General features: G+C 62.2%; 24 protein-coding genes, 6 pseudogenes and 1 riboswitch. Of the genes and pseudogenes, 25 read left to right on the top strand and 5 right to left on the bottom strand.

What is annotated here, in order from left to right; all coding sequences use genetic code 11:
- The first annotated feature begins 303 nt into the window (after positions 1 to 303).
- The 10 genes and pseudogenes from E5S69_RS30400 to E5S69_RS33045 all read left to right on the top strand — a co-directional run.
- Positions 304 to 525 carry a DUF2188 domain-containing protein gene (locus tag E5S69_RS30400; protein ID WP_061959894.1) on the top strand — a complete coding sequence of 74 codons (222 nt, stop codon included), beginning with the start codon at positions 304 to 306 and terminating at the stop codon, positions 523 to 525.
- Positions 526 to 538: 13 nt separating this feature from the next.
- The gene (locus E5S69_RS30405; protein WP_061959893.1) at positions 539 to 1,168 is read left to right on the top strand and encodes a hypothetical protein; all 630 of its coding nucleotides are present in this window, start codon (positions 539 to 541) and stop codon (positions 1,166 to 1,168) included.
- 524 nt (positions 1,169 to 1,692) lie between these two features.
- Positions 1,693 to 1,881 carry a hypothetical protein gene (locus tag E5S69_RS30410; RefSeq protein ID WP_061959892.1) on the top strand — a complete coding sequence of 63 codons (189 nt, stop codon included), beginning with the start codon at positions 1,693 to 1,695 and terminating at the stop codon, positions 1,879 to 1,881.
- A gap of 42 nt (positions 1,882 to 1,923) precedes the next feature.
- The gene (locus E5S69_RS30415) at positions 1,924 to 2,250 is read left to right on the top strand and encodes a helix-turn-helix domain-containing protein (protein WP_061959891.1); all 327 of its coding nucleotides are present in this window, start codon (positions 1,924 to 1,926) and stop codon (positions 2,248 to 2,250) included.
- Positions 2,251 to 2,276: 26 nt separating this feature from the next.
- A complete protein-coding gene (locus E5S69_RS30420; protein ID WP_061959890.1) occupies positions 2,277 to 2,591 on the top strand; it encodes a hypothetical protein in 315 nt (104 codons plus the stop codon).
- Positions 2,592 to 2,661: 70 nt separating this feature from the next.
- Positions 2,662 to 2,868 carry a hypothetical protein gene (locus E5S69_RS30425; protein WP_116328429.1) on the top strand — a complete coding sequence of 69 codons (207 nt, stop codon included), beginning with the start codon at positions 2,662 to 2,664 and terminating at the stop codon, positions 2,866 to 2,868.
- Positions 2,869 to 2,996: 128 nt separating this feature from the next.
- Positions 2,997 to 3,257, top strand: a complete 261-nt coding sequence (locus E5S69_RS33040) for a CPCC family cysteine-rich protein (protein WP_061959900.1) — start codon at positions 2,997 to 2,999, stop codon at positions 3,255 to 3,257.
- A 463-nt stretch (positions 3,258 to 3,720) separates the two neighbouring features.
- Positions 3,721 to 6,636, top strand: a complete 2,916-nt coding sequence (locus E5S69_RS30435) for a Tn3-like element IS1071 family transposase (protein WP_003049965.1) — start codon at positions 3,721 to 3,723, stop codon at positions 6,634 to 6,636.
- Between the two features lie 93 nt (positions 6,637 to 6,729).
- Positions 6,730 to 6,876 (top strand): hypothetical protein, encoded by a 147-nt coding sequence (locus tag E5S69_RS30440; protein ID WP_171518068.1) that lies wholly within the window; start codon positions 6,730 to 6,732, stop codon positions 6,874 to 6,876.
- Between the two features lie 81 nt (positions 6,877 to 6,957).
- Positions 6,958 to 7,412, top strand: a pseudogene (locus E5S69_RS33045) (IS66 family transposase); the annotation flags it as partial.
- Positions 7,413 to 7,655: 243 nt separating this feature from the next.
- On the opposite strand, the gene E5S69_RS32735 reads toward E5S69_RS33045, so the two are convergent.
- Positions 7,656 to 7,790, bottom strand: coding sequence for a hypothetical protein (locus E5S69_RS32735; RefSeq protein ID WP_268894230.1), 135 nt, complete (start codon positions 7,788 to 7,790; stop codon positions 7,656 to 7,658).
- Positions 7,791 to 8,022: 232 nt separating this feature from the next.
- Here E5S69_RS32735 and E5S69_RS30450 point away from each other — a divergent pair, with 232 nt between their 5' ends.
- The 6 genes from E5S69_RS30450 (at position 8,023) to dmeF (ending at position 11,873) form a co-directional block, all read left to right on the top strand.
- A complete protein-coding gene (locus tag E5S69_RS30450) occupies positions 8,023 to 8,367 on the top strand; it encodes a cupredoxin domain-containing protein (RefSeq protein ID WP_159608979.1) in 345 nt (114 codons plus the stop codon).
- A 16-nt stretch (positions 8,368 to 8,383) separates the two neighbouring features.
- Positions 8,384 to 9,229, top strand: a complete 846-nt coding sequence (locus tag E5S69_RS30455) for an FTR1 family iron permease (RefSeq protein ID WP_159608964.1) — start codon at positions 8,384 to 8,386, stop codon at positions 9,227 to 9,229.
- An 84-nt stretch (positions 9,230 to 9,313) separates the two neighbouring features.
- Positions 9,314 to 9,772 (top strand): hypothetical protein, encoded by a 459-nt coding sequence (locus E5S69_RS32200; RefSeq protein WP_216621500.1) that lies wholly within the window; start codon positions 9,314 to 9,316, stop codon positions 9,770 to 9,772.
- A 90-nt stretch (positions 9,773 to 9,862) separates the two neighbouring features.
- On the top strand, positions 9,863 to 10,063 hold the full coding sequence (locus E5S69_RS32205; RefSeq protein WP_216621501.1) for a hypothetical protein: 201 nt from the start codon (positions 9,863 to 9,865) through the stop codon (positions 10,061 to 10,063).
- Between the two features lie 101 nt (positions 10,064 to 10,164).
- Positions 10,165 to 10,337, top strand: a riboswitch (yybP-ykoY riboswitch).
- A 2-nt stretch (positions 10,338 to 10,339) separates the two neighbouring features.
- Positions 10,340 to 10,912 carry a TMEM165/GDT1 family protein gene (locus tag E5S69_RS30465; RefSeq protein ID WP_159608965.1) on the top strand — a complete coding sequence of 191 codons (573 nt, stop codon included), beginning with the start codon at positions 10,340 to 10,342 and terminating at the stop codon, positions 10,910 to 10,912.
- Positions 10,913 to 10,922: 10 nt separating this feature from the next.
- Positions 10,923 to 11,873, top strand: coding sequence for a CDF family Co(II)/Ni(II) efflux transporter DmeF (dmeF, locus tag E5S69_RS30470; RefSeq protein WP_159608966.1), 951 nt, complete (start codon positions 10,923 to 10,925; stop codon positions 11,871 to 11,873).
- Positions 11,874 to 12,648: 775 nt separating this feature from the next.
- Here the strand turns inward: dmeF and E5S69_RS32855 are convergent.
- Positions 12,649 to 13,248: a PEP-CTERM sorting domain-containing protein gene (locus tag E5S69_RS32855; RefSeq protein WP_216621502.1), complete on the bottom strand. Its 600-nt coding sequence runs from the start codon at positions 13,246 to 13,248 to the stop codon at positions 12,649 to 12,651.
- Between the two features lie 332 nt (positions 13,249 to 13,580).
- Positions 13,581 to 14,027, bottom strand: a pseudogene (locus E5S69_RS30480) (arsenic resistance protein); the annotation flags it as partial.
- A gap of 683 nt (positions 14,028 to 14,710) precedes the next feature.
- On the opposite strand from E5S69_RS30480, the pseudogene E5S69_RS30485 reads away from it, so the two are divergent.
- Positions 14,711 to 14,968: pseudogene (locus E5S69_RS30485) on the top strand (IS21 family transposase); the annotation flags it as partial.
- A gap of 256 nt (positions 14,969 to 15,224) precedes the next feature.
- Here E5S69_RS30485 and E5S69_RS30490 read toward each other — a convergent pair.
- On the bottom strand, positions 15,225 to 15,881 hold the full coding sequence (locus E5S69_RS30490; RefSeq protein WP_059401886.1) for a GntR family transcriptional regulator: 657 nt from the start codon (positions 15,879 to 15,881) through the stop codon (positions 15,225 to 15,227).
- Positions 15,882 to 16,466: 585 nt separating this feature from the next.
- A pseudogene (locus E5S69_RS30495) lies at positions 16,467 to 16,562 on the bottom strand (ATP-binding protein); the annotation flags it as partial.
- Between the two features lie 47 nt (positions 16,563 to 16,609).
- On the opposite strand from E5S69_RS30495, the pseudogene E5S69_RS32555 reads away from it, so the two are divergent.
- From E5S69_RS32555 to E5S69_RS30530, 8 genes and pseudogenes are all read left to right on the top strand, one after another.
- Positions 16,610 to 16,669, top strand: a pseudogene (locus tag E5S69_RS32555) (hypothetical protein); the annotation flags it as partial.
- 9 nt (positions 16,670 to 16,678) lie between these two features.
- Positions 16,679 to 16,948 (top strand): hypothetical protein, encoded by a 270-nt coding sequence (locus E5S69_RS30500; protein WP_059401885.1) that lies wholly within the window; start codon positions 16,679 to 16,681, stop codon positions 16,946 to 16,948.
- Between the two features lie 8 nt (positions 16,949 to 16,956).
- Positions 16,957 to 18,076 (top strand): annotated as a pseudogene (locus tag E5S69_RS30505) (IS3 family transposase); the annotation flags it as partial.
- Positions 18,077 to 18,323: 247 nt separating this feature from the next.
- On the top strand, positions 18,324 to 19,502 hold the full coding sequence (locus E5S69_RS30510; RefSeq protein ID WP_159608967.1) for an ABC transporter substrate-binding protein: 1,179 nt from the start codon (positions 18,324 to 18,326) through the stop codon (positions 19,500 to 19,502).
- A complete protein-coding gene (locus E5S69_RS30515; protein WP_159608968.1) occupies positions 19,499 to 20,356 on the top strand; it encodes a branched-chain amino acid ABC transporter permease in 858 nt (285 codons plus the stop codon). Before E5S69_RS30510 ends, E5S69_RS30515 begins: the two co-directional genes overlap by 4 nt.
- Positions 20,356 to 21,297 (top strand): branched-chain amino acid ABC transporter permease, encoded by a 942-nt coding sequence (locus E5S69_RS30520; protein ID WP_159608969.1) that lies wholly within the window; start codon positions 20,356 to 20,358, stop codon positions 21,295 to 21,297. The genes E5S69_RS30515 and E5S69_RS30520 overlap by 1 nt, the downstream gene beginning before the upstream one ends.
- Complete coding sequence (locus E5S69_RS30525) at positions 21,290 to 22,063, top strand: ABC transporter ATP-binding protein (protein WP_159608970.1); 774 nt, start codon at positions 21,290 to 21,292, stop codon at positions 22,061 to 22,063. Before E5S69_RS30520 ends, E5S69_RS30525 begins: the two co-directional genes overlap by 8 nt.
- The gene (locus tag E5S69_RS30530) at positions 22,053 to 22,760 is read left to right on the top strand and encodes an ABC transporter ATP-binding protein (protein WP_159608971.1); all 708 of its coding nucleotides are present in this window, start codon (positions 22,053 to 22,055) and stop codon (positions 22,758 to 22,760) included. Before E5S69_RS30525 ends, E5S69_RS30530 begins: the two co-directional genes overlap by 11 nt.
- Positions 22,761 to 22,791: the final 31 nt, after the last annotated feature.

Raw genomic sequence — 22,791 nt, forward strand, 5'->3', positions numbered from 1 at the left:
CCCCCCGGAGGAATCCCCCGGTGGGCTGCAGAAAGATGGCCGGGCATTAGAACGCCACACCTTGGATACCACGGCGACCCGCCTTTGTGGTTCCCATTCTGATACACACACCAGGAGAGTAACGCCATGCTGTTTCTTCAAATGCTGACTGAACTGTTGAAAGTTGCGGTGTATTTGCTCCGCGCGCTGGAGGTCATCCTGCGCCTGCTGGGCATGCAATGATGACTCGCGGTGTCGGACACAGCCGGATGGTGGCCACCGCCCTACCCGCCACAATGGATTCGCATCTTTACGGAGGCGATCATGGGAAAAAATATCCACGTAGTGCCCAAGGACGGCGGCTGGGACGTGAGCCGCGAAGGCGGCCAGCGCGCCAGCTCGCACCATGCGACGCAGGCCGAGGCCATCGAGGCGGCCACCGCCGCGGCCAAGCGCGACAAGGTCGAGCTGCTAGTGCATGGCAAGGATGGCCAAATCCGCCTGCGCAACAGCTTCGGCAACGATCCCACCCGCTCGAAAGGCTGAGGGCCAGGTGCCCATGCCGCCCGCCCAGGCCGCGCCGCTGGCGGCCTTCGAGCCCATGCTCCTATGCGATCGCAAGACGCTGCCGCGGACGGGCCAGTGGCACTATGAGCTGAAATACGATGGCTACCGCGCGCTGGCCGGCACGTCGCCGGCGGCGCTGAGAACCCGCAACGGCGCGGACGCATCCCGATGGTTCGCCGAGGTCGTCCAGAGCCTCAAGGCGCTGCCGCGCGGCGCGCACGTTCTGGACGGCGAGGTGGTGGTGCTGGACGAGTACGGCCGCCCGGACTTCGACCGGCTGCACCGGCGCGCCAGGCGGCGGGGCTATCAGCCCGGCGACGACCTGGTCGTGTACTGCGTGTTCGACCTGCTGGTCTACCGCGGCCGCGACCTACGCGCCGAGCCTATCGAGGTCCGCCGCGAAAAGCTTCAGCAGCTTCTGGCCGAGCCGCCGCGCGGCATGCTGTGCGTTGGCACTGTGGACGATGGCCACTGGCTCTACCAGCAGGCCGTCGCGCTGCAGCTGGAGGGCATCGTAGCGAAGCGCGCCCACAGCCCCTATGTCGGCGGCCGGTCGTCGGACTGGCTCAAGATCAAGCGGCCCGGCGCCATTCCGCCCGGCCGCTTTCATCGGGCCATCTGATGCACTGGTGTGCAGCACCGCGCGCGGGCCCCGCAAGTGCTTGCGACGAAGTGCGCTTCCGACTACGCTATCTCGCTCACGGCAATGACAATAAGATGTGTGAATGTCCCTTGATGATGTCCGCTCCGTGCGTACAGGACTCCCATGAGATCGCTTGAGCCTGCCCCTTGCCCACTTTGCGCCGCGTTGGCGGAGCGCGGCGAGTTGCCGAGCGGCAACGGGTTCTCGTACCGTTGCGCAACATGCGGAAATGGCGTTTTTGAGGTCGGCACGGGGGCGCTAGCTCGCATCCAGCGTGACGGCGTCCACCCAGACCTCCCCCCAACGATTCGACGGTGGCTGCAAGAGGGGCGACGGCCGCGGATCGAACTGAATGGGGGGAAGCTGAGTTCGTATTGCCTGCCTGTGGCCGGTGGCTGAGCCCGACGTACACCAAGACAGCCGGCATGAAAGCGGAAATCTCTGAAACTCGCCGCGCACTATCCGGACGGGCGACCCTTCACTTCACGAACTGACGGATTTCGATGGAAACAGCGATTGAAATAGGGATTGCAATTCTGGTCGGCGTAGGCTTCGCCGCGTTCCTGGTGGCTTCGTTCCGAGGCGTTCTTGGCGCCGACGACATGGAAGCAATGAAGCACGCAGACTTCGCCATCCAGGATGCAGCAAGGCGGCAAGGCGGCCAGCGCCGTGACAATCTCGGGAAACCATGACGTCGCGGCGCCGTGGCGCGTGCGCGGTTGCGGAACTATCACATGGATCGCGTGCAAATCATCACCGATAACGAAGGAAGACCCGCCTTTGCCGTCATCCCCTATGCCGACTATGTGGCGCTGCGCCACCACACTGACAAGGACTTGGTGCCGCATGCCGTGGTCACGCGTGTTCTAGTTGATGACGTGCCACCCATTCGTGCTTGGCGCGAGCACCTTGGCCTCACGCAACAGGAAGTGGCCGATCGCTTAAGCATCAGCCAGCCGGCTTTCGCCAAGCAGGAAAACGCCCCGCGGGTACGCAAGGCGACGCGCGAAAAGATCGCGGCCGCGCTGGGCATCCATGCGGCGCAGCTGGACATTACGTGAACGGCCCCGGCCGGCGAGGAGATACCATGGACGACCTGCATTCCCGCGAAGGCACGCAGGATCTGATCGCCCGGCTGCGCGCCAGCGAGGCGGGCGCCGAGAGCCCGCACTGGCGCCGCGTCCATGCCGCCAATGTGCAGGCCGCCATCGAGCTGCTGAACGCCTACACCGACCGGCATGCCCGCGCGGGCGCGTTGGATCTGGTTGCCGACCTTCGCGCCAGGATGGCCGGCGTCCCGTACTACGACTGGTGCCGCGTCGAAGTCGCGACGCTGCAGGCGGCCGGCGATCTGCTGGAAACGTATCTGAACGAAGCCGGCCCGCTGAAGCGCGGCCGATAGACAGAACGCCCCCAGGGCACCTGCGCCACCGCGCCCCGCACCGGCCGGCCGCCGGGACCAGAGAAAGCCCATGAACAAAGAAGAAGAAATCAGCCTAAAAATGCGCTTGGTGAACGAGCGCCTGCAACAGATATCCGTCCTGACTGGTCAGATGGCCATGGTAGGGACCGCAGAATCGGGAAATGAACGGTTCGCCGCCTTGATGCAGGACTTCGACCGGATGCTAGACCTCTCCGAAAACCTGATCCGACAGTGGGATGCATTGAAGGCGGGGTAGTCGCCTGAATCGATTCCGCCGGCCGCCCGATGGCGGCTTTTTCATGGGAGCCGCCGGTATGCGACCGGGCGGAGGAAAACGCCCCAATCGGGGAAATCGGGGTGGGGAATAACGGGATCAAAACCCACATGAAATGCCAATGCGACTGCTGCGACTACTTCACGTTGGACACTAAAGGCCATTGGGAAATCTGCCCGGTTTGCTTCTGGGAGGATGAGGCCTGGGGACTCAACAAACCGGACCACGAATCCGGTGCCAACCATGGCCTGACGTTGCGGCAGGCGCGCGAGAACTTTGCCCGCTTGGGGGCCTCCAGCGCGCGGTGGCTCCAGCATGTGCTGCCGGCAGAAGCTCGCGGCCGGTTCCCCCAGGCGGCGCGAACGCTATGACGCCGTAAAGCCGCCCGCGGGCGGCTTTTTTATGGGTGGCGCCTTTGCCGATAACTGTTGTTTTCGGCACGGCGGACAAAGCAACCTGGCCGAAGCCCGTGCGTCACCGCATGCCGGCGCCCCCCCAGGAACCGCACCGACGCAGCTATCAGATAGCTACTTAGTACCATACGGTGCTAGTTTAGGCACGTGTGTGTCTTATGGGCGAGATGATTACTGTACGGATATACAGTACACTGGCTAACAGGAACCCTGTCATGCCAGTTCTCGACCCTGAAACCATCCATCCAGCACTGTGGCGCGCCTCCCAGCTTGCCCGGGGTCTCCTCGTTTTCAGTGCAATAAGTGACGGTACGCAAAGCTAGCACTGGCGCGGGGGTGGTCTGGGTAGACCGTTGATTTCATTGACTTTCCTGTTCGCTTTGTAAACGGGTATGGTGGCCTCCCACTTTTGAGGTTCACGATGCAGGGTTGGCACACAACGTTTTTGGGGATGCGTGGGCTCCCCCGCGATATCAGCGACTTCGAGATGAAGGCATTTTTCACCTTCGATGGTGCCGAGCGCGACGCAATCAATGCACGCCGAGGTGATTCCCACAAGCTTGGTCTGGCGCTCCATATTGGTTTCCTGCGCATGAGTGGGCGTTTGCTCGGTGCCTTTCGGGTAATTCCAGTAGCCTTGTGGCGCCACCTTGGCAACGAGCTTGGCATTGCAGCACCAGAAGTCGCCTCGCTGAGAGCCATGTATGAACGCGGGCGCACGCTATTCGATCACCAACAAGTAGCCTGCACGGTCCTTGGATTCCAGTGGATGAGCGAGCACCAGCGCCGCTCACTGGTACGTGAACTGCGCGACGAAGTGGCGCGCTGCGCCGACCGCGATCAGCTACTCGTGCGGGCGCGTCAATGGCTGTACAAGAACAAGCTGGTGATCGTGCACGAGCGGGCAATTCGGACACTGATTGCGGCGGCACTTGCCCAGCTTGAAGTTGAAACAGGCACCGCCATCGCCGCCAGCGTTGATCCAGCAACACTTGATCGCTGGCGAGCCTCAGTTTCAGAGCTGCGCCCAGATGGACAAACCCAGCAGAGTTGGCTATGGGCTGCACCGGCGAAACACTCAACCCGCCAAATCAGCGAGGTACTGGAGCGCATCGACCTGCTTTACACGCTGGACGTTCATAAGCACCTGGCAGACATCCCCGATCTCATCTTGCGCCGCTACGCGCGCCGACTTGTCTCCAGGCCGCCCTCAGCCGGAGCCAAGATCAAAGAGCCAGCGCGCACCGTGGAGGTCGCATGCTTTCTTCGGTATTGCCTGTTCACCACCACAGACCAGTTGATCCTTATGGTGCAGCGCCGGATCGCCGATCTGTGGCGTCAGGCTGCCGCCGATGTCCCCGCTACCGTCAATTGGGCCGCAATGTACAAAACGCTGCTCGGCGAACTTGTTGCCTTGAGCGCGCAAGGTGCGGTGCCAGATGCTGAGTTGCGTGCCCGTCTTGAAGCCTTGATCACCGAAACCCAGAAACGCAAACCACCGAGCAGGGCCTCCCTGGTCCGCGAGGGATTGATTGATGGAATTCGCCCCGTGCGGTCGTTGCTCGTCGCCATTGCAAAGCTGCCCTGGCAGGCCACCGGCGAGCATCCTGCCATCGAGTACCTTGCCAAGCTGCAAGCTTTATATCTCAAAGGATCCAGAAAGCTGCCAGTTGAAGTGGTGGCACCAAGTCTGGGAATGATCTGGCAGGTTTCGATCTCCAGCCCAGACCGGGAACGGGCGTTTCAGGCGTTGGAGGTGGCCACCCTGTTTGCCCTGCGCCGCGCGGTGCGCAATGGCTCGGTCTGGATTGAGCACAGCCTGAGCTTTCGGGGTCGTGCGCGCTTGTTCTTCACGGACGAGCGTTGGCAGGCAGAGTCCAAGAAACACTATGCCCGTCTATCGTTACCCAGCAAGGCTGCCACTTTCTTGAAGCCTTTGCTGGCCAGAGTAACTGCCGGTGTCGATGCGGTGGCCGCTGCAGCCCGCAGTGGCGTACTGCGCGTGGATGATGAACTCCATTTGTCGCCATTGCCCGCAGAGGACGAAGACCCAGAAGTGACCAAGCTGCGCGCGGCTTTGGATCACCGCATCGGTGAGGTTCAATTGCCGGAAGTGATTCTGGCCGTTGACGCCCAGGTGCGCTTTAGCTGGATCATGCTCGGACGTGAGCCGCGCTCTACCGACGAGCTGCTGATGGTCTATGCCGGCATCATGGCCCACGGCACCAGTCTGACTGCGGTCGAATGCGCGCGCATGATTCCGCAATTGTCTGCCACCAGCATTCGCCAGGCCATGCGCTGGGCGCGGGACGAACGGCGTCTGAGCCAGGCCTGCCAGGCTGTGCTGGAATTCATGCAGCGACACCCGATTGCCGCCACCTGGGGGCGGTCCGATTTGGCATCTTCTGACATGATGAGCATGGAGACCACCAAACGGGTGTGGCAAGCCCGGCTTGATCCTCGGCGCAACACACCTTCCATTGGAATCTACTCCCATGTAAAAGACCGGTGGGGCATCTTCCATGCGCAGCCCTTTGTGCTCAATGAGCGCCAGGCGGGCGTGGCCATTGAAGGTGTCATCCGCCAAGAAAAGCTGGAGACCAGCCAGCTTGCTGTGGATACCCATGGCTACACCGACTTTGCCATGTCACATGCCCGTTTGCTTGGTTTTGATCTTTGCCCGCGGTTGAAGGAACTCAAACAGCGCCACCTCTTTGTGCCACGCGGCACCAAAGTGCCCGCAGAAATCGCTGCGGTGTGCGAAGCCAATGTCGACGTCGCTTTGATCGAAAAGCATTGGGATAGTCTGGTGCACCTGGCAGCCTCGGTCATGAGCGGACATGCCAGTGCGGTGGCAGCTCTTGCGCGGTTCGGTTCTGCCGCCCAGGGCGATCCAATCTATGAGGCTGGCGTGCAATTGGGGCGGTTGCTGCGTACGGCGTTTTTGGCTGACTACTTTGTCAAGGACGCTTTCAGGAACGAGTTGCGCCGGGTGCTCAATCGGGGCGAGGCTGTTAACGCCCTCAAGCGCGCCATTTATACCGGCCGGATCAGCCCGGCGCAGGCCAAACGTGTCGATGAAATGCAGGCTGTGGCCGATGCGTTGAGCCTGATGGCCAACATCGTGATGGCGTGGAATACCTCACAGATGCAGGCGGTCCTGGATCGCTGGTCGAACCGCCGCCAGGTCATTCCACCGGAACTGATCGGGAAGATTGCGCCCACCAGGCTGGAGAGCATCAACTTGCGGGGTGTGTTTCGCTTCCCGGTTGACCGCTATGCTGACCAAATCCTGCCTTCGCGGCCAAATGCATCGATAACTGGCACCAATGGATGAAACCGACCACGGTTTGACGCCACGAATCGCAGATTTGAAAGTGAACAGGAAAGTCAATGAAATCAACGATCTACCAACACCACCTCCGCGCCAGTGCTAGCTTTTCGTACCGTCACTTATTGCACTGAAAACGAGGAGACCCCAAGTACCGCCTCGCTCAGCGACGCGCAGTTCGATGCGCTGGTGCTGGGCCTGCCTTGGCAGCGCCTTGGCGACGGTGGTGTCATCACCGTGGTCTGACTCTGAAGAGCAGACCGGCGCTTGCCAATTGGGGCATGCGCCAATGGTGCGCATGTGCCAGTGCTGGCACAGTGGATGCCCATGGTGGTCGAGCCTCAATCCCTGCAGAGCCTGAGCGCAGAAGAGCTGCGTGAGCTGACCACGCGCCTCATGACGCAGTTGCGCCACCAGAGCGCGTTGCTGGACAAACTCACGCACAAGATGCGCTCTTGAAGCGCATGAAGTTTGCCGCTTAGTCCGAGCGCTTCAACCCCGAGCAGAAGAGCCTACTTGAAGACGAGATCGAGGCCGACCTGGCGGCCGTGGCCACGGAGATCGATGCGCTGCAGGAAGCGCAGGCACCAGCCAAGCTGGAAGAGAAGAAGGTTCCCAAGCGCGCGCCGCTGCCAGCAAACCTGCCGCGTCGCGAGATCCGCCACGAGCCCGAGTCCACCCTGTGCCAGTGCGGCTGCCAGATGAAGCGCGTCGGCGAGGACGTGGCCGAGAAGCTGGACTACGTGCCCGGTGTGTTCACGGTGGAGCTGCGTATTTCGGGCTTCTTGGACATCAAGTTCGACACCGTTGACATAGTGTTCGGCACCTCAGCCAACGAACTTCACCGGCCACCCTGTCTAGAACCCCCGAGGCCCACCGATTGTTTGAAGAGGCTGGCGATACGTAGGCCGCCGGCGATCCTTTCTTGATGGCTAGCTGACCCCCAGCTCCAAGGCTAGACTTCAGGAATCGGCCATTTGCAGTCACACGATCGGCCACGAAATCACCAAGCCAACGGCCGGTCTCTAAGCACAGCTGCCGTAGGCCGCAACGGCCCAGACGCCTTCGGCGCGGGTGCAGCACTGGACGCGGACCTCGATACAGCCGGGATCGTCGGTGCGGATAAAGAACTGGAACCGCCCGAAGGTCACGAAGGCCATCGCCAGGGCTCGGGCCTCGCTGCTCGTGCACATCCCCTCGCGGCGGCGCTAAACAGGTTTGAAGCCGTCAGCACCATCGCGGCCGGGTCGAGTCGACTCAAGCAGTGGCGTCGTCGCGAGCCTCCTCGCGAGCCAAGCGAGAGATTGGTATTGCAAATGCGAACGCTTCGCATTAGCATAACGACATCAACCCTCAGCCCCAGCCGTCTCGAAGCCTCTGAAGGAACAGACCATGCTCGCCCAAGGATTCGTATCCCGGATTGCCGTCCTCGCCGCCAGCCTCGCCCTGTCCTGCGGCGCCGCGCAGGCTGCAGACATGGAAGTGCCGCTTGTCATCAAGAACCACCGCTTCGAGCCAGCCGAGCTGAAAGTGCCCGTGGGCCAGCGGGCCAAGCTGATCGTGCACAACCAGGACAGCACGCCGGAGGAGTTCGAGAGCCATTCGCTGAACCGCGAAAAGGTCATTCCTGCGGGCGCGAAGGCGACGATCTTCATCGGTCCGCTCAAGGCCGGTCGCTACGACTTCTTCGGCGAATACAACCAGGCGACGGCCAAGGGCGTCGTCGTCGCCGAGTGATCGAATCGCCATCGCCATGTTCGCCGCCTCCCTGATCGTTTTCCGCGAAACCCTCGAGGCCGCGCTGTTCGTCGGCATCATCGCCGCCGCTACGAAGCAGTTGCCGCAGCGAGGCCGCTGGCTGGCCGGCGGTGTCGCCGCCGGCGTGGCCGGTGCGCTGCTGCTGGCGCTGTCGGCCGAGCAGGTCGGCACCTGGGCCGACGGCATCGGCCAGGATCTGGTCAACATCGGCATCCTGACGGTCGCGCTGTCGATGCTGGTGTGGCACTGCGTCTGGGTCTCGACGCACGGCCGGCAGATGGCGATGGAGGCGCGCCAGCTCGGCGCATCGGTCCAGGGCGGGCAGCGCAAGCCGTGGGTGTTGTTCGTCGCGGTGGCCCTCGCGGTGCTGCGTGAGGGCGCCGAGACGGTGCTGTTCGTAGCCGGCTCGCTGACTGGCGGCGGCCAGGTCGGCACCGCCTCGGTGATGTTGGCCTGTGCGCTTGGGCTGGTTGCCGGCGCCGTGGTCGGCGTTGGCCTTTATGCCGGCTTGTCGCGCATCCCGACGCAGAAGCTCTTCGCTGCAACCAATGTGCTGATCGCGCTGCTGGCCGCGTCGATCGCCAGCCAACTGGCCCGCGCCCTCGCGCAGGCCGGGCTGGTCGAGCGCGGCACCGCGCCGCTGTGGGACAGCTCCGCCTGGCTGGCGTCCGATTCGGCGCTGGGCGCGCTACTGCACGCACTGGTTGGCTACGACGCGCGGCCGTCGGCGATGCAGATCGGCTTCTATGTCGCCGTGCTGGCCAGCATCTACATCGGCACGCGCATGGTGATGCGCCAGCTGGGCGTCAGCCCGCCGCATCGCCGCGCCGGCCCGGCCTGACGGCGCGCCCGCCCAGCCCCCTCGCCGGCGCCCTGCGAGGTCGCCCGTCGCATCTCTTCTTCTTGCCACTCCCGAGGCCTTCCGATGCATAACGTCAAATATGGACGGGCGCTTGTCGCCCTTGCCCTGTCCTGCCTTGCCTACACCGTTCCGGCGGCAGCCGGACCTTCCGACTATGTCGTCACGCCTATCGTCGAGGAGGGCGAGCGCGAGATCGACTTCAAAGCCGGCACGCGCAAGTTGCGCGATGGCACCCGCGAGAGCGCCTGGTCGATCGGGCTCGGCTACGGCGCCACCAGTTGGTGGTTCACCGAGCTGTATGCGAAGTGGCACCACGAGCCGGGCGCGCCGAGTGCCTTCGACGCCTGGGAGTGGGAGAACAAGTTCCAGCTCACAGAGACCGGGAAGTACCCGGTCGACGTTGGCTTCCTGCTCGAGATCGAGCGACCGAAGGACCGCAGCGAAGGCTATGAATACAAATGGGGCCCGCTGCTGCAGTCGGAGTTCGGCCTGTGGCAGGCCAATCTCAATCTGTTGATCTAGAAGCACATCCGCATCGCGGAGCCGGAGAAGGCCGAGCTCGGCTACCAGTGGCAGCTGAAGTACCGTTGGACACCAGCTCTCGAGGCCGGTGTGCAGGGTTTCGGCAACATGGGCCCGTGGAATGACTGGGCGCCGTCGAGAGAGCAGTCGCACATCGCAGGACCGGCCCTGTTCGGCCGAGTCAAAGTCGGCGATCACCAGACGATCAAGTACAACGCTGGTGTGCTGTTCGGCATCAACCATGCGTCGCCGAAGCACACGCTGCGAGCGCAGGCGGAGTTTGAGTTCTGAGCCGATGACCAGCGGCGATTCGACAGACGCGGGCGACGTCATCGCCGCCTGAAAGGTACCGCTGCTCCTGGTGCGCTGAGACCGCCCGATATACTTGCCCCTCACCCGTCATTGGGGAGTAGCCGCCCTGCGCTCGCAGGGGTCCGCGTCAACACACTTGACCCTCATGGTCATGGCGCGGACAGCTTCAAGCCTGGCAAGACCTTTGACTGCACTGCCTCCGGATGGGCCGGGGATGCCGTGCAGTCTTCGTCTTCGCTGGCCCTTGGAGTTTTCATGGAAGCATTCCTCGTCTCGACCGGCGTCGTCGCCCTGGGTGAAATGGGCGACAAGACACAGCTGCTGGCCATCGTTCTGGCCGCAGCCTTTCGCAAGCCCATCCCCATCATCCTTGGAATCCTGGTTGCGACCCTCGTGAACCACGCGGCCGCCGGCGCCGTGGGCGGCTGGGTGGCCCAGGCCATGGGTCCGAACATCCTGCGCTGGGTGATCGGTGTGTCGTTCCTGGCCATGGCGGGCTGGATGCTGATCCCCGACAAGATCGACGACGACGCAGCGGGTGGCAAGCAGCGCTTCGGCGTGTTCGGCACGACGGTGGTCGCCTTCTTCCTGGCGGAGATGGGCGACAAGACGCAAATCGCCACCGTGGCCCTGGCCGCGCGCTACACCGACATCGTCCAGGTGGTGCTGGGCACGACCTTCGGCATGATGCTGGCCAACGTGCCGGCGGTCTTCCTGGGCGACAAGATCGCCAAGAAGGTGTCGATGAAACTGGTCCACGGCATCGCGGCCGTCATCTTCGCCATCCTCGGCGTGCTGACGCTCCTGAACGTCGGCAAGCTGTTCTGAAGGGCTGACCATGCACGCTGACGATCTTGCCAAGTGGCAGCACGACCACGTCTTTGATTCAGGAAACGCGGCTGGAGAACGCGGAACGCGCGTGGTGATGTGGATCACCGCTGCGATGATGGTCGTCGAGATCGCCGCGGGTTGGTTCTACAACTCGATGGCACTGCTGGCCGACGGCTTCCACATGAGCAGCCATGCCGTGGCGATCGGACTGAGTGCGTTCGCGTACTCGGCGGCGCGCAAGCACGCGAAGGACACCCGGTTCGCCTTTGGAACCTGGAAGATGGAGGTGCTCGGCGGGTTCGCGAGCGCCATCTTCCTACTGGTGGTCGTGGGCCTCATGGTGTACGGCTCGGTAGAGCGACTGATCACCCCCGAGCCGATCCACTACAAGGAGGCCATGCTCATCGCGGTGCTCGGCCTGGTGGTCAATCTCGTCTCGGCACGCATCCTGGACGCGGCGCATCACCACGACCACGGGCACGATCACCATGGTCATTCGCACGAAACGAGTCACCACCACGACCTGAACCTCAAGTCAGCCTACGTCCACGTCATCGCCGACGCGGCGACTTCCGTGGCGGCGATCGCGGCACTCGCCGGCGGTTGGTGGCTGGGTTGGTCATGGCTTGATCCGGTCATGGGCATCGTTGGCGCTTTGGTCGTCGCGCTGTGGGCCAAGGGGCTCATCGTTGAAACCAGCAAGGTGCTGCTGGACCGGGAGATGGACCATCCGGTGGTCGACGAGATCCGGGCGGTCATTGCCGAGCGCGGCGCCGAGAGTGAAACCCTCGTCGCCGACCTGCATGTCTGGCGAGTGGGCAGGGCGACCTACTCGTGCGCTCTCAGTCTCGTGACCCACGACGAGCGACTGGTGCCGAACCAGGTGCGGGAGTGGCTGTCGATTCACGAGGAGATCGTGCACTCGACCATCGAGGTTCAGATGTGCCATCGCAGTTAGTTGCGGCGGCAGGCAAGTGGCGACGGGCCTTTCTACGATGTCTTGGCCTTCGGTCCGCCGAGCGGTTCGCGACCTGCCGAAGCAGTTGCCCCGCCGCGAATATTCTGCGGTCGTCGTGCCGCAGGAGCACATGATCCCTCCTGTCGCCGGTCTGCAATCTGCTCATCGGGGTCAGCGAAGGTCAAGTTCGAGGGTAGACCTGTCGCTCACAGAGAAAAGCGCCGACGGCTTCTATGGGCCCGTTGCTGCCCTTCGTCGAGCACCGTTGTACGTCGGTAGTGCAGCGTAAGCAGCCCCTGGAGTGACAACTGTCGGATGCCCACGCCCTTGCGCAGCCCGATGAAGCTGCTCATCTCCGTCGGGTACACTGGTTAGTAACTGCAGATCGCCGAGAACGCGACGATGCTGCCCTGCGGCGCGATCCCGGCCGGCGAGGCGTCGAACGGGGTAGTTGAACAGCCAGGCCTCGCCGGGCTGCAGCGTCTCCGCCTGGAGCGGGTCGCCGCGGTCGTCCATCAGCAGCGAGGGCGCGAAGCTGCGCGGCGTGCCAGCCACGGCCGGCAGCGTGCCGGCGGCGGCCCAGGCGCCGGCCATGCAGGGGGCGTTGTGCATCAGGTCGCGACGCTCGAGATCAGTCCGGACACCCGGTGGCACGGGAATGGACGGTACTTCAGCCATACTCTGGCCGCAACCTGCGCCCCGCCTTCCGGGTGGACCGTGATGCACGGGCCCGCTCGTTTGGGCCCCCATCAGGCTCGAAAGCGCCGCCCGCAGATCAGCCCGCGGCGCGCTTCCGAGCGAGACCCAGCCCCGCCAGGGCGATGCCCAACAGCGCAAGCGATCCCGGTTCGGGCACGCCGTTGACGACAACCTTCTCGAAGTCCATGAACGCCATGTAGTCTTGGGAGTCGCCGTACGCCTTGAAGACCGTGTAATTTGCGCTCCCCAGATAGTCGATGCTGGACGTATTCACGAACCAGGCCGATGTGGCGTTGCCATTGCCCGCATCCAGATAGGGGATCCACATCTCGCAAAAGCCGCCCCGGTCGCAGCTGTTGACCAGTTCGGGCCGGGTGTCGAAGTTGTAGGTGGTGCCGTCCACCACCACATTGTCGACGAGCACCTGGGCGAACACGGCATTCATCGCGACCATCGCGTCGGCCGACGTCGTGAAGTCGAACAGGCTTTGATCGCAGCCGGCAAACATCGACGCGCATGAGTTTCCGAACGTCACGCGGTACTGTTCGCTGTTGATGATCAAGCCGGTAGCACTTTGCAACTTGCCGTTCTGGATCTGGTACACGACATCGGCCTGGGCGGCACCGCCCAGTGCCAGCGCGCAGGACAAGCCAATCTTCAATAATGTCTTCGACACGGAGTGAACCTTTCCGGTAATGAATTGAATCTGAAGCCGATACCGGGCGAGCGACACTGCCACACTTGCGGCCCGTGCACGGTCACCTTGGATCAACAAAGCACAATTTGTGCCGATCCAAATAACATCAACAATAACAATGACTTAACAGGGATTTCTTCGGCGTGACTGACGATCTGTAAGAAAAGTCGACACATTTATTTACATCGCCGGGCCGCGTCGGGACCCGTTGTCCCGACGCGGCCGGTTCAGACGCCGCGGACCGAACGTCGCTTCACGGCCGTTGCCATGGCCCCGGCCTAGTACCAGCCCCGGAAGCGGTTGACCACGCGCACCACCAGCAGCATCACCGGCACCTCGATCTGCACGCCGACCACGGCGCCCGACGACAGGCCGAGCAGCAGCTCGACGATCGGCGCGAAGGCGAGCACCATGATCGTGTCGTTCAGCGCCACCTGGCTGGGCGTGAAGAGTGGATCCGCGTTCGTCGGCCGGCTCCAGAGGAAGACCATCGCCGTGCAGTGCGCGGCGGCCAGCAGGATCAGGCCGGCGACACGGCTGTCGAGTTGGTGCGCCAGCAGGTGGCGCACGAAGAGCCAGCCCAGCAGCGCCATCGAGATGGGCTTGACGGCCCAGTTGACGAACAGCTTGACCCCGATGCCGCGCCAGTGGCGGCGCACCCCATGAAGGTCGCCGAAGTCCACCTTTATCAGCACCGGGATGATCACCACTCAGATCAGCAGGTTGACCTGCGCGATCTCCATCTGCCCGAGCGCCTGTACGGGTCTCACGCGGCCGGCGCTCTCCGACGACGGGTGCAGCTCAACGCCGCCGGTCAGGTGGAGCTCAAGCTCAAGACGCCCTAGCGCGAAGGGACGACGCACCTGGTTATGAGCTCGCTGGGGTTCATGCAGCATGCAGCAGCTGGCCGCGCTGTTGCGGCGGCCGCGGCTGTACAGAGCCGCCCGACCCGAACGACTCCTGATGGCCGATTGCAGAAGTCTAGCCGGCCTCGCACCCGCCTGGCCAACCTACATCGCAACTGGGAGCCGCAGGATCGACGCCTAGCTGCATCAAATTGCGCGTGTCCAAGAGAGCCGATCCGGCTGTCCAGGTCCTAACGCTCCCGCTGTCCACAAGTAGCCGAACTGAGTGTCCAGCAGCGACCGAAATACGCAGATACTGTCGCTATGAGATCAAAGCGATCCAGTTCTATCGCCAACCCACCGGCTCACGCGCTGCTGCAGGAAGCACCACTACGCGGCCTTATCGCGGCCAGGGTACCCACTGGCATCACGGCCCTGGGTAGAAAAGGACACTTTGTCGTCGAAATTCGCTTCGGCGACGGCTTGGCTTGTTGGCTTCCGTTGAAAACTGACCCACTTAGAGCTGCAATTTCCATTTAAAGCTGACCCACGTAAGAACCCTATCCTGCTGCTTTTAGTAGCAGGAGATTTCAGGAGTGATAGACGTGGCGACTTTAAGTGTCATAAGACGCTGGGCATTGCGCGAGCAGATGTCCATCCGCGAGATCTCCAGGCGCACAGGCCTGGCTCGCAATACCGTTAAGAAGTACCTGCGGGCGGGCGACGAAGAGCCCCGCTATGCCAAGCGGGCGAGCACCAGCAAGCTCGATCCATACGCTGACAAGCTTTCGACTTGGCTCTTGATCGAGGCAACAAAGTCGCGGAAACAGCGGCGCACTTTGCTGCAGCTCCACACATTCAGCAGGCCCCAAGTCTGAAAAGGAGAAAACGAAGCACTTATCCACAACGTGAGCTGCTTTGCTCACACAAGCGGGTGGGTCAGCATTCGATGGAAATCTCGGGTCAGAGATCAGTGGAACTCAACACCTCGATGCGTTTGCGCGTTGCTATCGGGCAGTCGCCGGTTGTCAAGATCATCCGCCAGCACAGCGCCAAGCTGGGCTTCGCACGATCGGTCGTGCGTCAGAGCCTGCATGCCACCAAACGGAGCTACAGGACGGTGGCGCGCGTAAAGCCTTCGAGATGGTCAATCAGGCGATCAAGCGCTTCCCCGGCATGCTTGATGTCGCCTTTGCCAATCGCCAGCGCGACGGCAGCGTGCAGGCGAGCCATTTCTGGCATGTCGGCCGTTTGCTTGTAGTGCAGGTACCAGAATCGCCGCGACAACCCGTGCAGCATGCGCATCGCACCTTCCGCGAATTCGTTGCTTGCCGCACTGAGGCACAGTTCATTGAACTCGCGGTCGGCACGTACGAAAGCCACATCGTCGCTCCGCGCAGCGTACTTCGTGAACTCGTCGGCGAGACGCCGGAAGGATTGGCGCTCCGAATCGCTGGCCCGCTTGGCGGCGCTGCGGCAGATCAAGCGCTCGATCTCGCGCCTTGTCTCCAGGAGCTTGAGCTGCTTATTGACGTTCATCTCCGATACTAGGAGCCCGCGTTGCGGCATTACGAGGATGAGGTGCTCGCGCGCCAAGCGCTGGATAGCCTCCCTAATGGGCGTGCGGCCGATACCGGTCATCTCGCTTAGCGCTTGCTCGGAGAGGGATGTGCCGGGCCGGATGCGCAAGGTAACGATGGCCTCCTCAATCATTTGATAGGCGAGATCGGTGAGTTTGGCCTTTGGCTCATTGAGTCGGGTAGCCATGCTCCTCGGTGCCGCGCCACTCGTTTGCGAGGCACCCCTGCTTCCACTTCGCCTAATGACCACGTGAAGGTACTCCGAAAGTTTACACCACAGACAATATGGCACTGTCACACATTATGCAATGCAATTAACCGACAAGTAAAATGTAACATATATATGCATATGTAGCTGCGATTGATCGGACCAAATCGTGGGTACACGATGTCGCCCGAGGTGCCCTCGTTGTTGAAGAAGGCCGGCAAGCCTTTCCTGCTCAGCCTGCACTACACCGCTCCGCACTGGCCCTGGGAATGCGCGACGATGCGCACGTGGCTTCCGCGCTGGCGAAGAACCAGTTCCACCTCCGCCGTATTGGCGCTTGAACCACCGAGGCCAGCGCGCACCTCCCCATCAGGAGCAGTTCTGACACTCAGGTAAACCCTTGATACGGCCGAATTGAACCCGCTTGAGCAGCCCTTTGACACACCGCTTGGCGGCACACATCGGCCACAGGCGTGCACGGATCAGCCAACCGCAGCGCGTACGCGATCTGTTCCCCGGAAAATCTTGAACTTTTCCTTGTGCCACTTCGGGCTTGCCGGGTGTGATGGCGATGCGTGGGGCGATCTCCTTCAGTCGGTAGCTTTTGCCTTCGAACTCCAGCATCGCGCATCGGTGCATGAGCCGGTCGAGGATGGCCGAACGCCAAGCGCTTCCCATCATGGCTGTCGCTTGCCCCGGGCTGCAAGATCAGCGGCGGCAAGGTTCTCTCGGCGCACACCCGCAAGACCGCCAACCGGATCACGTGGATACTGCGGATGGCGGCTGTCACGGTCGGCAAAACAGATACCGCTCTTGGGGCCTTCTACCGCAGGCTGGGGGCGAGAATCGGCAAGGCCAAGGCGGTCACCGCCACCGCGCGCAAGATTGTCGTTCTGCTCTACGACGTAATGCGCTTCGTTATGAAATACGTCGATCCCGGCGCGAACTTCTACGAGGCGTGCTATCGGGAGCGGGTGGTCAAGCAACTGCATCGACGTGCTGCAAGGTTCGGTTTCACACTTCAACCGACCGAGGCCGTTTCTTAGGAAGTCTCGGCGATCTTCAGCAGGAGAGAGGACGAGTGATCGGCCTCGAAGATCGCCAAGCTCTGGCCCAAGACATCGACACGGCCCATGCCGCAAGAGCGCGGCTGCAGCCGGCCTGCGAAGTCGCGCGCATTGACGTGCGCACCCTGCAGCGCTGGAAGGCCCGCTCGGGCCTTCCAGCGGGCGATGACAGACCCAGCGCCGTGCGCCCGATGCTCAGCCATGCCCTGAGTGCGGCCGAACGCTCGGCGCTGCCGACGGTTGCCAACGAGCCGCACTTTGCTTGCGCGCCACCGGCGCGCATCGTGCCCATGCTGGCCGACGAGGGCGTGTACCTGGGCAGCGAGTCCAGCATGGCGCGCGTGCTCAAGGCCGCCGGGCAGCGCAAGCGCCGAGGACGTGCCAAGGCACCCAGGGCAACAAAGCCGCCCACCACCCACATCGCCACCGCCTCAGGCCAGGTCTGGTGCTGGGACATGACCTACCTGCCCGCCAGGGTGATGGGCCGCTGGTTCCACCTGAACCTGATCCTTGCCCTGTACAGCCGGAAGATCGTGGGTGCCGAGGTGCACGACAGCGATGACTCCGACCACGCCGTGCACCTGGTGCGCCGCACCGCGCTGGCTGAGGGCATCGCGGCGATGACACCGAAGCCCGTGCTGCATGGCGACAACGGCTCCACGAGCAAGGCCACCACGGTGTTGACCATGCTCAACTGGCAGGGCATCAAGCCCTCCTACTCGCGGCCTCGTGTCAGCGATGACAACGCGTTTGCAGAGTCGTTGTTCCGCACGGCCAAATACCGCCAGGAGTTCCAGGCGCAGGGCTTTGAGACACTGGACGATGCCCGCGCCTGGGCCGCTGGGTTCGTGCGTTGGTATAACGTCGAGCACCGCCACAGCGGCATCCGCTATGTGAGCCCGCAGCAGCGCCACACCCCCGGCAGATCAAGCCATCTTGGCGGCACGGCACACGCTGTATCTCCAGGCCCAAGAGCGCCACCCGGCGCGCTGGTCGGGCGCCACCAGAGACTGGTCGCACATCGACGGGGTGATCCTCAATCCGGAACGAGACGAGATGGTCAAAATGGCTGCCTGCGTTCCACATACTGAGCTCAAGGCTGCGTGACTCAGGCGACAACTACCTTGACGCGCGCCGGGCCGCGCCTCAAGGCCGTGAGTTGTTCGCGCTGCGCATCGTTGAGCACCAGTTCCGTCTTGGGTCTTCCTCTCATGAAGGCTCGGCGGCCACCAGCGCGGTGGAGTGAGGGTTAGTCCTAACTATGTGAAGCAAATTCAACTGCTATATTAGTTGTGCGTAATTTGTATCGCAATCGCGATAAGCTGCTTCGACAGACTCATATTAAGGACACGGTATGCGAAAAAGCTTATTGAATTTCCTTGCATCAGCGGCGCTCAGCTTCGGCCTTGCAAGCCCCGTTGCTGCGCAGGATGCCATCAAGATCGGTCAGATCGAGGCCCAGACCGGCCCGTCTAGCAGTCTGGGTTTCATGGCCACACAGGGTGCAAAGCTTGCAGTTCACCAGATCAATCAAGCCGGTGGCGTGGAGGTCGGTGGCAAGAAGTACCCGATCGACCTAGACTCGCCCGACACACAGGGCAGTCCTCAGCAGGGCCTGATTCAGCTTAAGAAGATGCTCGAGCAGGACCACCGGAAGTACATCTTTGGGCCGACGCTCTCGAACGTCTTCAATGGGGTGCGTGAGTACGCTCGCGGCTACGATGGCAAACTGCTGATGTTCGCGCCGGCCACCGCTGCGCACCCCGAGCTGGGCAAGCCCGGTTACGGCTTTCTGCTGCGCCCAGTCCTCTTCGACACTGCCCCGGAGGGTTTCGGCACCTACATGGTCGAAATGCTTCGCAGCAAGGGCGCGAAGAAGGTCGCCATCCTGATGCAGAACGACGCCTTCGGACGGTTCGCGGTGGACATCTACAAGGACAGCTTCGCCAAGGCAGGGATCGAAATTCAGACACATTGGTTCGAGGCAAGCACCAAGGACTACTCGGCTGTGTTGGCGCGCATCGCCGCATGGAAGCCAGACTACCTCTTCCCTGGTTACACCGACGCCGCGCTCTACGACATTGTGCAGCAGGCTACCCAGCTCGGGCTCACCAAATTCTGGCTGGTGCGCGGCTCGCTCGGCCCCGCCATCCGCAACAAGGCCTCGATCGACGAATACATCGCCTATATGCCCAAATACTTTGAAGAGGCCGAGAAAGTCGACTCTAAAGTGGCGAAATTCATCAAGGACTACAAGGACTTCTTCAAGGTCAAGGACTTCCCGTACGACCTGGCCCCGCTTCTGTATATGGCATCCTATGACCACGTCTTCATGCTTGCCGAGGCCATGAAGCGCGCGGGCTCGATCAACGACGTGGCTGCGATCAAGAAGGAACTTTTGTCGATGACCTACGACGGTCTATGGGTGCAGAAATTCGACCCCGTAGGCGGTGGCATCCACAGCTATGAGATTGCAGAGATGCGGCGCGGCGGTGCCCTCAAGATGACTCTCGTGAAGCCGGCCAGCAAATGATGCAATTGATCGCGGGCCAGTTGATCAACGGAATCATCGTGGGTTCCCTCTACGGAATCATCGCGCTGGCGGTATCGTTGACGAGCGGAATCACGGGCGTCGTAAACTTCGCGCTGGGTGCATTCATGTTGGTCGGTGCCTACCTCACCTGGCACCTCAACGAAACCTACGGCGTGGCCTTCCCGTTTGCCGTGATCTTGGTTATGGGTGTGGTCGCCTTGATCGGCCTAGTGGCCGATGTGCTGCTGTTCCGCCATACGCGCAACAACCTGATCAACGGCTTGATCGTCTCGATCGGTCTGGTCTCAGTGATCGTGGCGCTCGTGCACATGACGTGGACATCCACCCCGCAGAACATGCAGCCCTTCGTCACGGGCGTATTCACCGTGGGTGGGGTAGTCGTGCCGAAGATGAAGCTACTGATGGGGGTGGTGCTCATATTGATCGTCAGCATGACCTACCTGGGACTCACGCGGACGTGGATGGGGCGCGCGGCCTACGCCTATGCGCAAAACCCCGAGGCCGCTGCCTTGATGGGGGTCGCTACCGGTCGCCTCCAGGTTGGCGTGGCCGCCTTTGGTGCGGCCTTGTGCGGACTCGCTGGGTCGATGTACGCCACGCTTTACTCACTGACCCCCGACATTGGCGCGCTGTACATGCTGAAGGGCGTCGAAGGGGCGCTACTGGCCGGCATCGGCAGCGTGATCGGGGCGCTGTTCGGCGGCATTCTAATCGGTGTGGCCGAAGGCCTGGGTTCGGTGTTCCTGCCGCTTGCATTCAACGACGCCTATGGCTTGCTGATGCTGGTACTAGTGCTGCTTTTCAGGCCGGCCGGTCTGTTCGGGAGGCGTTGATGCGAGTGCTTCTGCTTGTGTTGTGTGGCGCTGTCGCGCTCGTCCCAGCGCTCACCGCGAACAACGTCGTGCTGTCGGTGCTCACGTTCACGTTCATCCTGGGCATCCTTGCCGTCAGCTTCAACCTTATCTACGGAATCACTGGCCAACTCACGCTCTTTCACGCGGCGGCCTTCGGTGTAGGGGCGTACGCCACCCACCTCTCGATGGCCCACTGGTCCATCTCCTTCTGGCTGGGATCGGCCTTCGCGATGGGCTGCGTGGCCGTGGTCTCGCTGCTCCTGGGCATCGTGTGCTTTCGCTTCAGGCTCAAGGAGTTCTACTTCGCGGTCGTGACCCTGGCGTTCGCAGAAATGATCCGCCTGGTGGTGATGAATTGGCACGGCCTGACCAATGGCTCGCTAGGAATCAACTTCAACCTCAAGCCCAGCGTGGGGGTACCCGGAGTCGGAGCGCTGGTCATCGAAGGGCCTGTACGTTGGTACTACTTTTCGCTAGCTTGTGTCGTCGTTATCGTGCTGGCATATCAACTGGTCGTGAACTCATGGATAGGCAACGCGTTCAAGGCCATACGCCTCAACGAGGACGTGGCAGCCTCCCTCGGCCTCAATGCCTTCCGCTACAAGCTTCTGTCGTTCGTGCTGGGCAGCATGGGGGCCTCGTTCGCCGGCGGTCTGTACTCGCACTACATGGGTTTCGTCGACCCGCACCTGCTCGACATCAACCAGTCGCTGGCCATCTTGTCGATGGCGCTGATCGGCGGCACGGGGTCGGTGGCCGCCCCCGTGGTCGGGGCGTTGGTGGTCACTGCACTGCCGCACCTGATCGACCTCAATGCCGAGTGGCGTCTGTTGATCTATGGCCTCATCTTAATCCTCACAATCCTGCTCATGCCTCAAGGCATCGTCGGATCACTGCAGAGGCTTCGCAAACATGCTTGAAATCGATCATGTGACCAAGCGCTTTGGCGGTCTTGTAGCCGTCGACGATGTGGTATTCCGAATCGCCGAACGCGAGATCGTGGGCATCTTCGGCCCAAACGGCTCTGGAAAGACGACGCTGATGAACGTGATTGCCGGTGTCTTCTCGGCCACTCGGGGCGAAGTTCGATGGAAGGGCCGCGCGCTCGGTGGCCTCAGCACCGACGAGGTCGCGGCCTGCGGTGTTGTCAAGACCTTCCAGAACCCGCAGCTGTTCCGCGAGCTCACAGTCGCCGAAAACGTACGCGTGGCCGGGCACCTGCTGCTCAAGTCGGAACTCGGTGCGGCACGCGTGCGCACCATCTTTCCGTCGGCTTTCAGAACAGAGGCAGCACGCAAGATTGACGCGCGAGTGGCTGCCGTGCTCGAGATGACCCGACTGGAAGCGCAGGCGCGCCAACTGGCGGGCTCGCTGTCATATGGTGGCGAGAAGATGCTCGGTGTCGCAATGGCACTGATGTGTGCGCCAAGCATGCTTCTGCTTGATGAGCCGGGAAGTGGTCTCTCGCACGATGAGCTAGACCGCCTTTCGGAAGTACTCCGGCGCCTGCGCGGTCAAGGCATGACACTGTGCGTCATTGACCACCGGGTCGGCTTCCTCGGTGCCCTGGCGGATCGGGCGATCGTGCTGTACCACGGCTCCAAGATCGCCGAGGGTACCCCATCGCAGGTGCTGTCGCAACGAGCGGTCATTGAAGCCTACTTGGGAGACGCACATGTTGCTTGAGCTGAACGGCCTGAGTGCCCATTTCGGAAAGAAGCAGGTCCTGCACCAAATGTCACTCTCGGTCGGCGAGGGCGAGGTGGTGGCGCTCATTGGCCCCAATGCGGCGGGCAAATCTACCACCATGCGCTGCATCCTCGGGTTGAAGGCGACCAGCGCCGGATCGATCGCCTTCCACGGCCGTTGCATGGATGCTTTGGGCACCCCCAAGAGAGTGCGCGAAGGGCTTGTGCTGGTGCCGGAAGGCCGCCAGGTCTTCACCGAGTTCAGCGTGTTGGACAACTTGCTTATGGGGGCCTACCACCGCCCTGACCGCGGCCGGATCGACGGTGACCTTGCCAAGGTGTTTGGCCTGTTCCCACGCCTGGCGGAGCGCCGTGCGCAAAAGGCCGGCTCGATGTCCGGTGGTGAGCAGCAAATGCTGGCCATTGCGCGCGGTCTGATGAGTCGTCCAAGGCTGCTGTTCATGGACGAGCCCAGCTTGGGGCTAGCGCCGATTGTGATGGAGGAAATCGCCTCCGCGATCCGCCACCTGGCGGCCGGTGGACTGAGCATCTTGCTTGCGGAGCAGAACGCGTCCTTCGCGCTTCGAATGGCAGATCGCGCATATGTCATCGAGTCGGGCAGCGTGGTACTGAGTGGAACTGCCCAAGAGCTTTCAGACGAGCCTCGGGTGCGTCACAACTACCTCGGGTACTGAAAAGCCCCAACCCTTTCATGCAACCAAGGAG

The organism is Cupriavidus necator (assembly GCF_013141915.1).
Classification (GTDB): domain Bacteria; phylum Pseudomonadota; class Gammaproteobacteria; order Burkholderiales; family Burkholderiaceae; genus Cupriavidus; species Cupriavidus necator_B.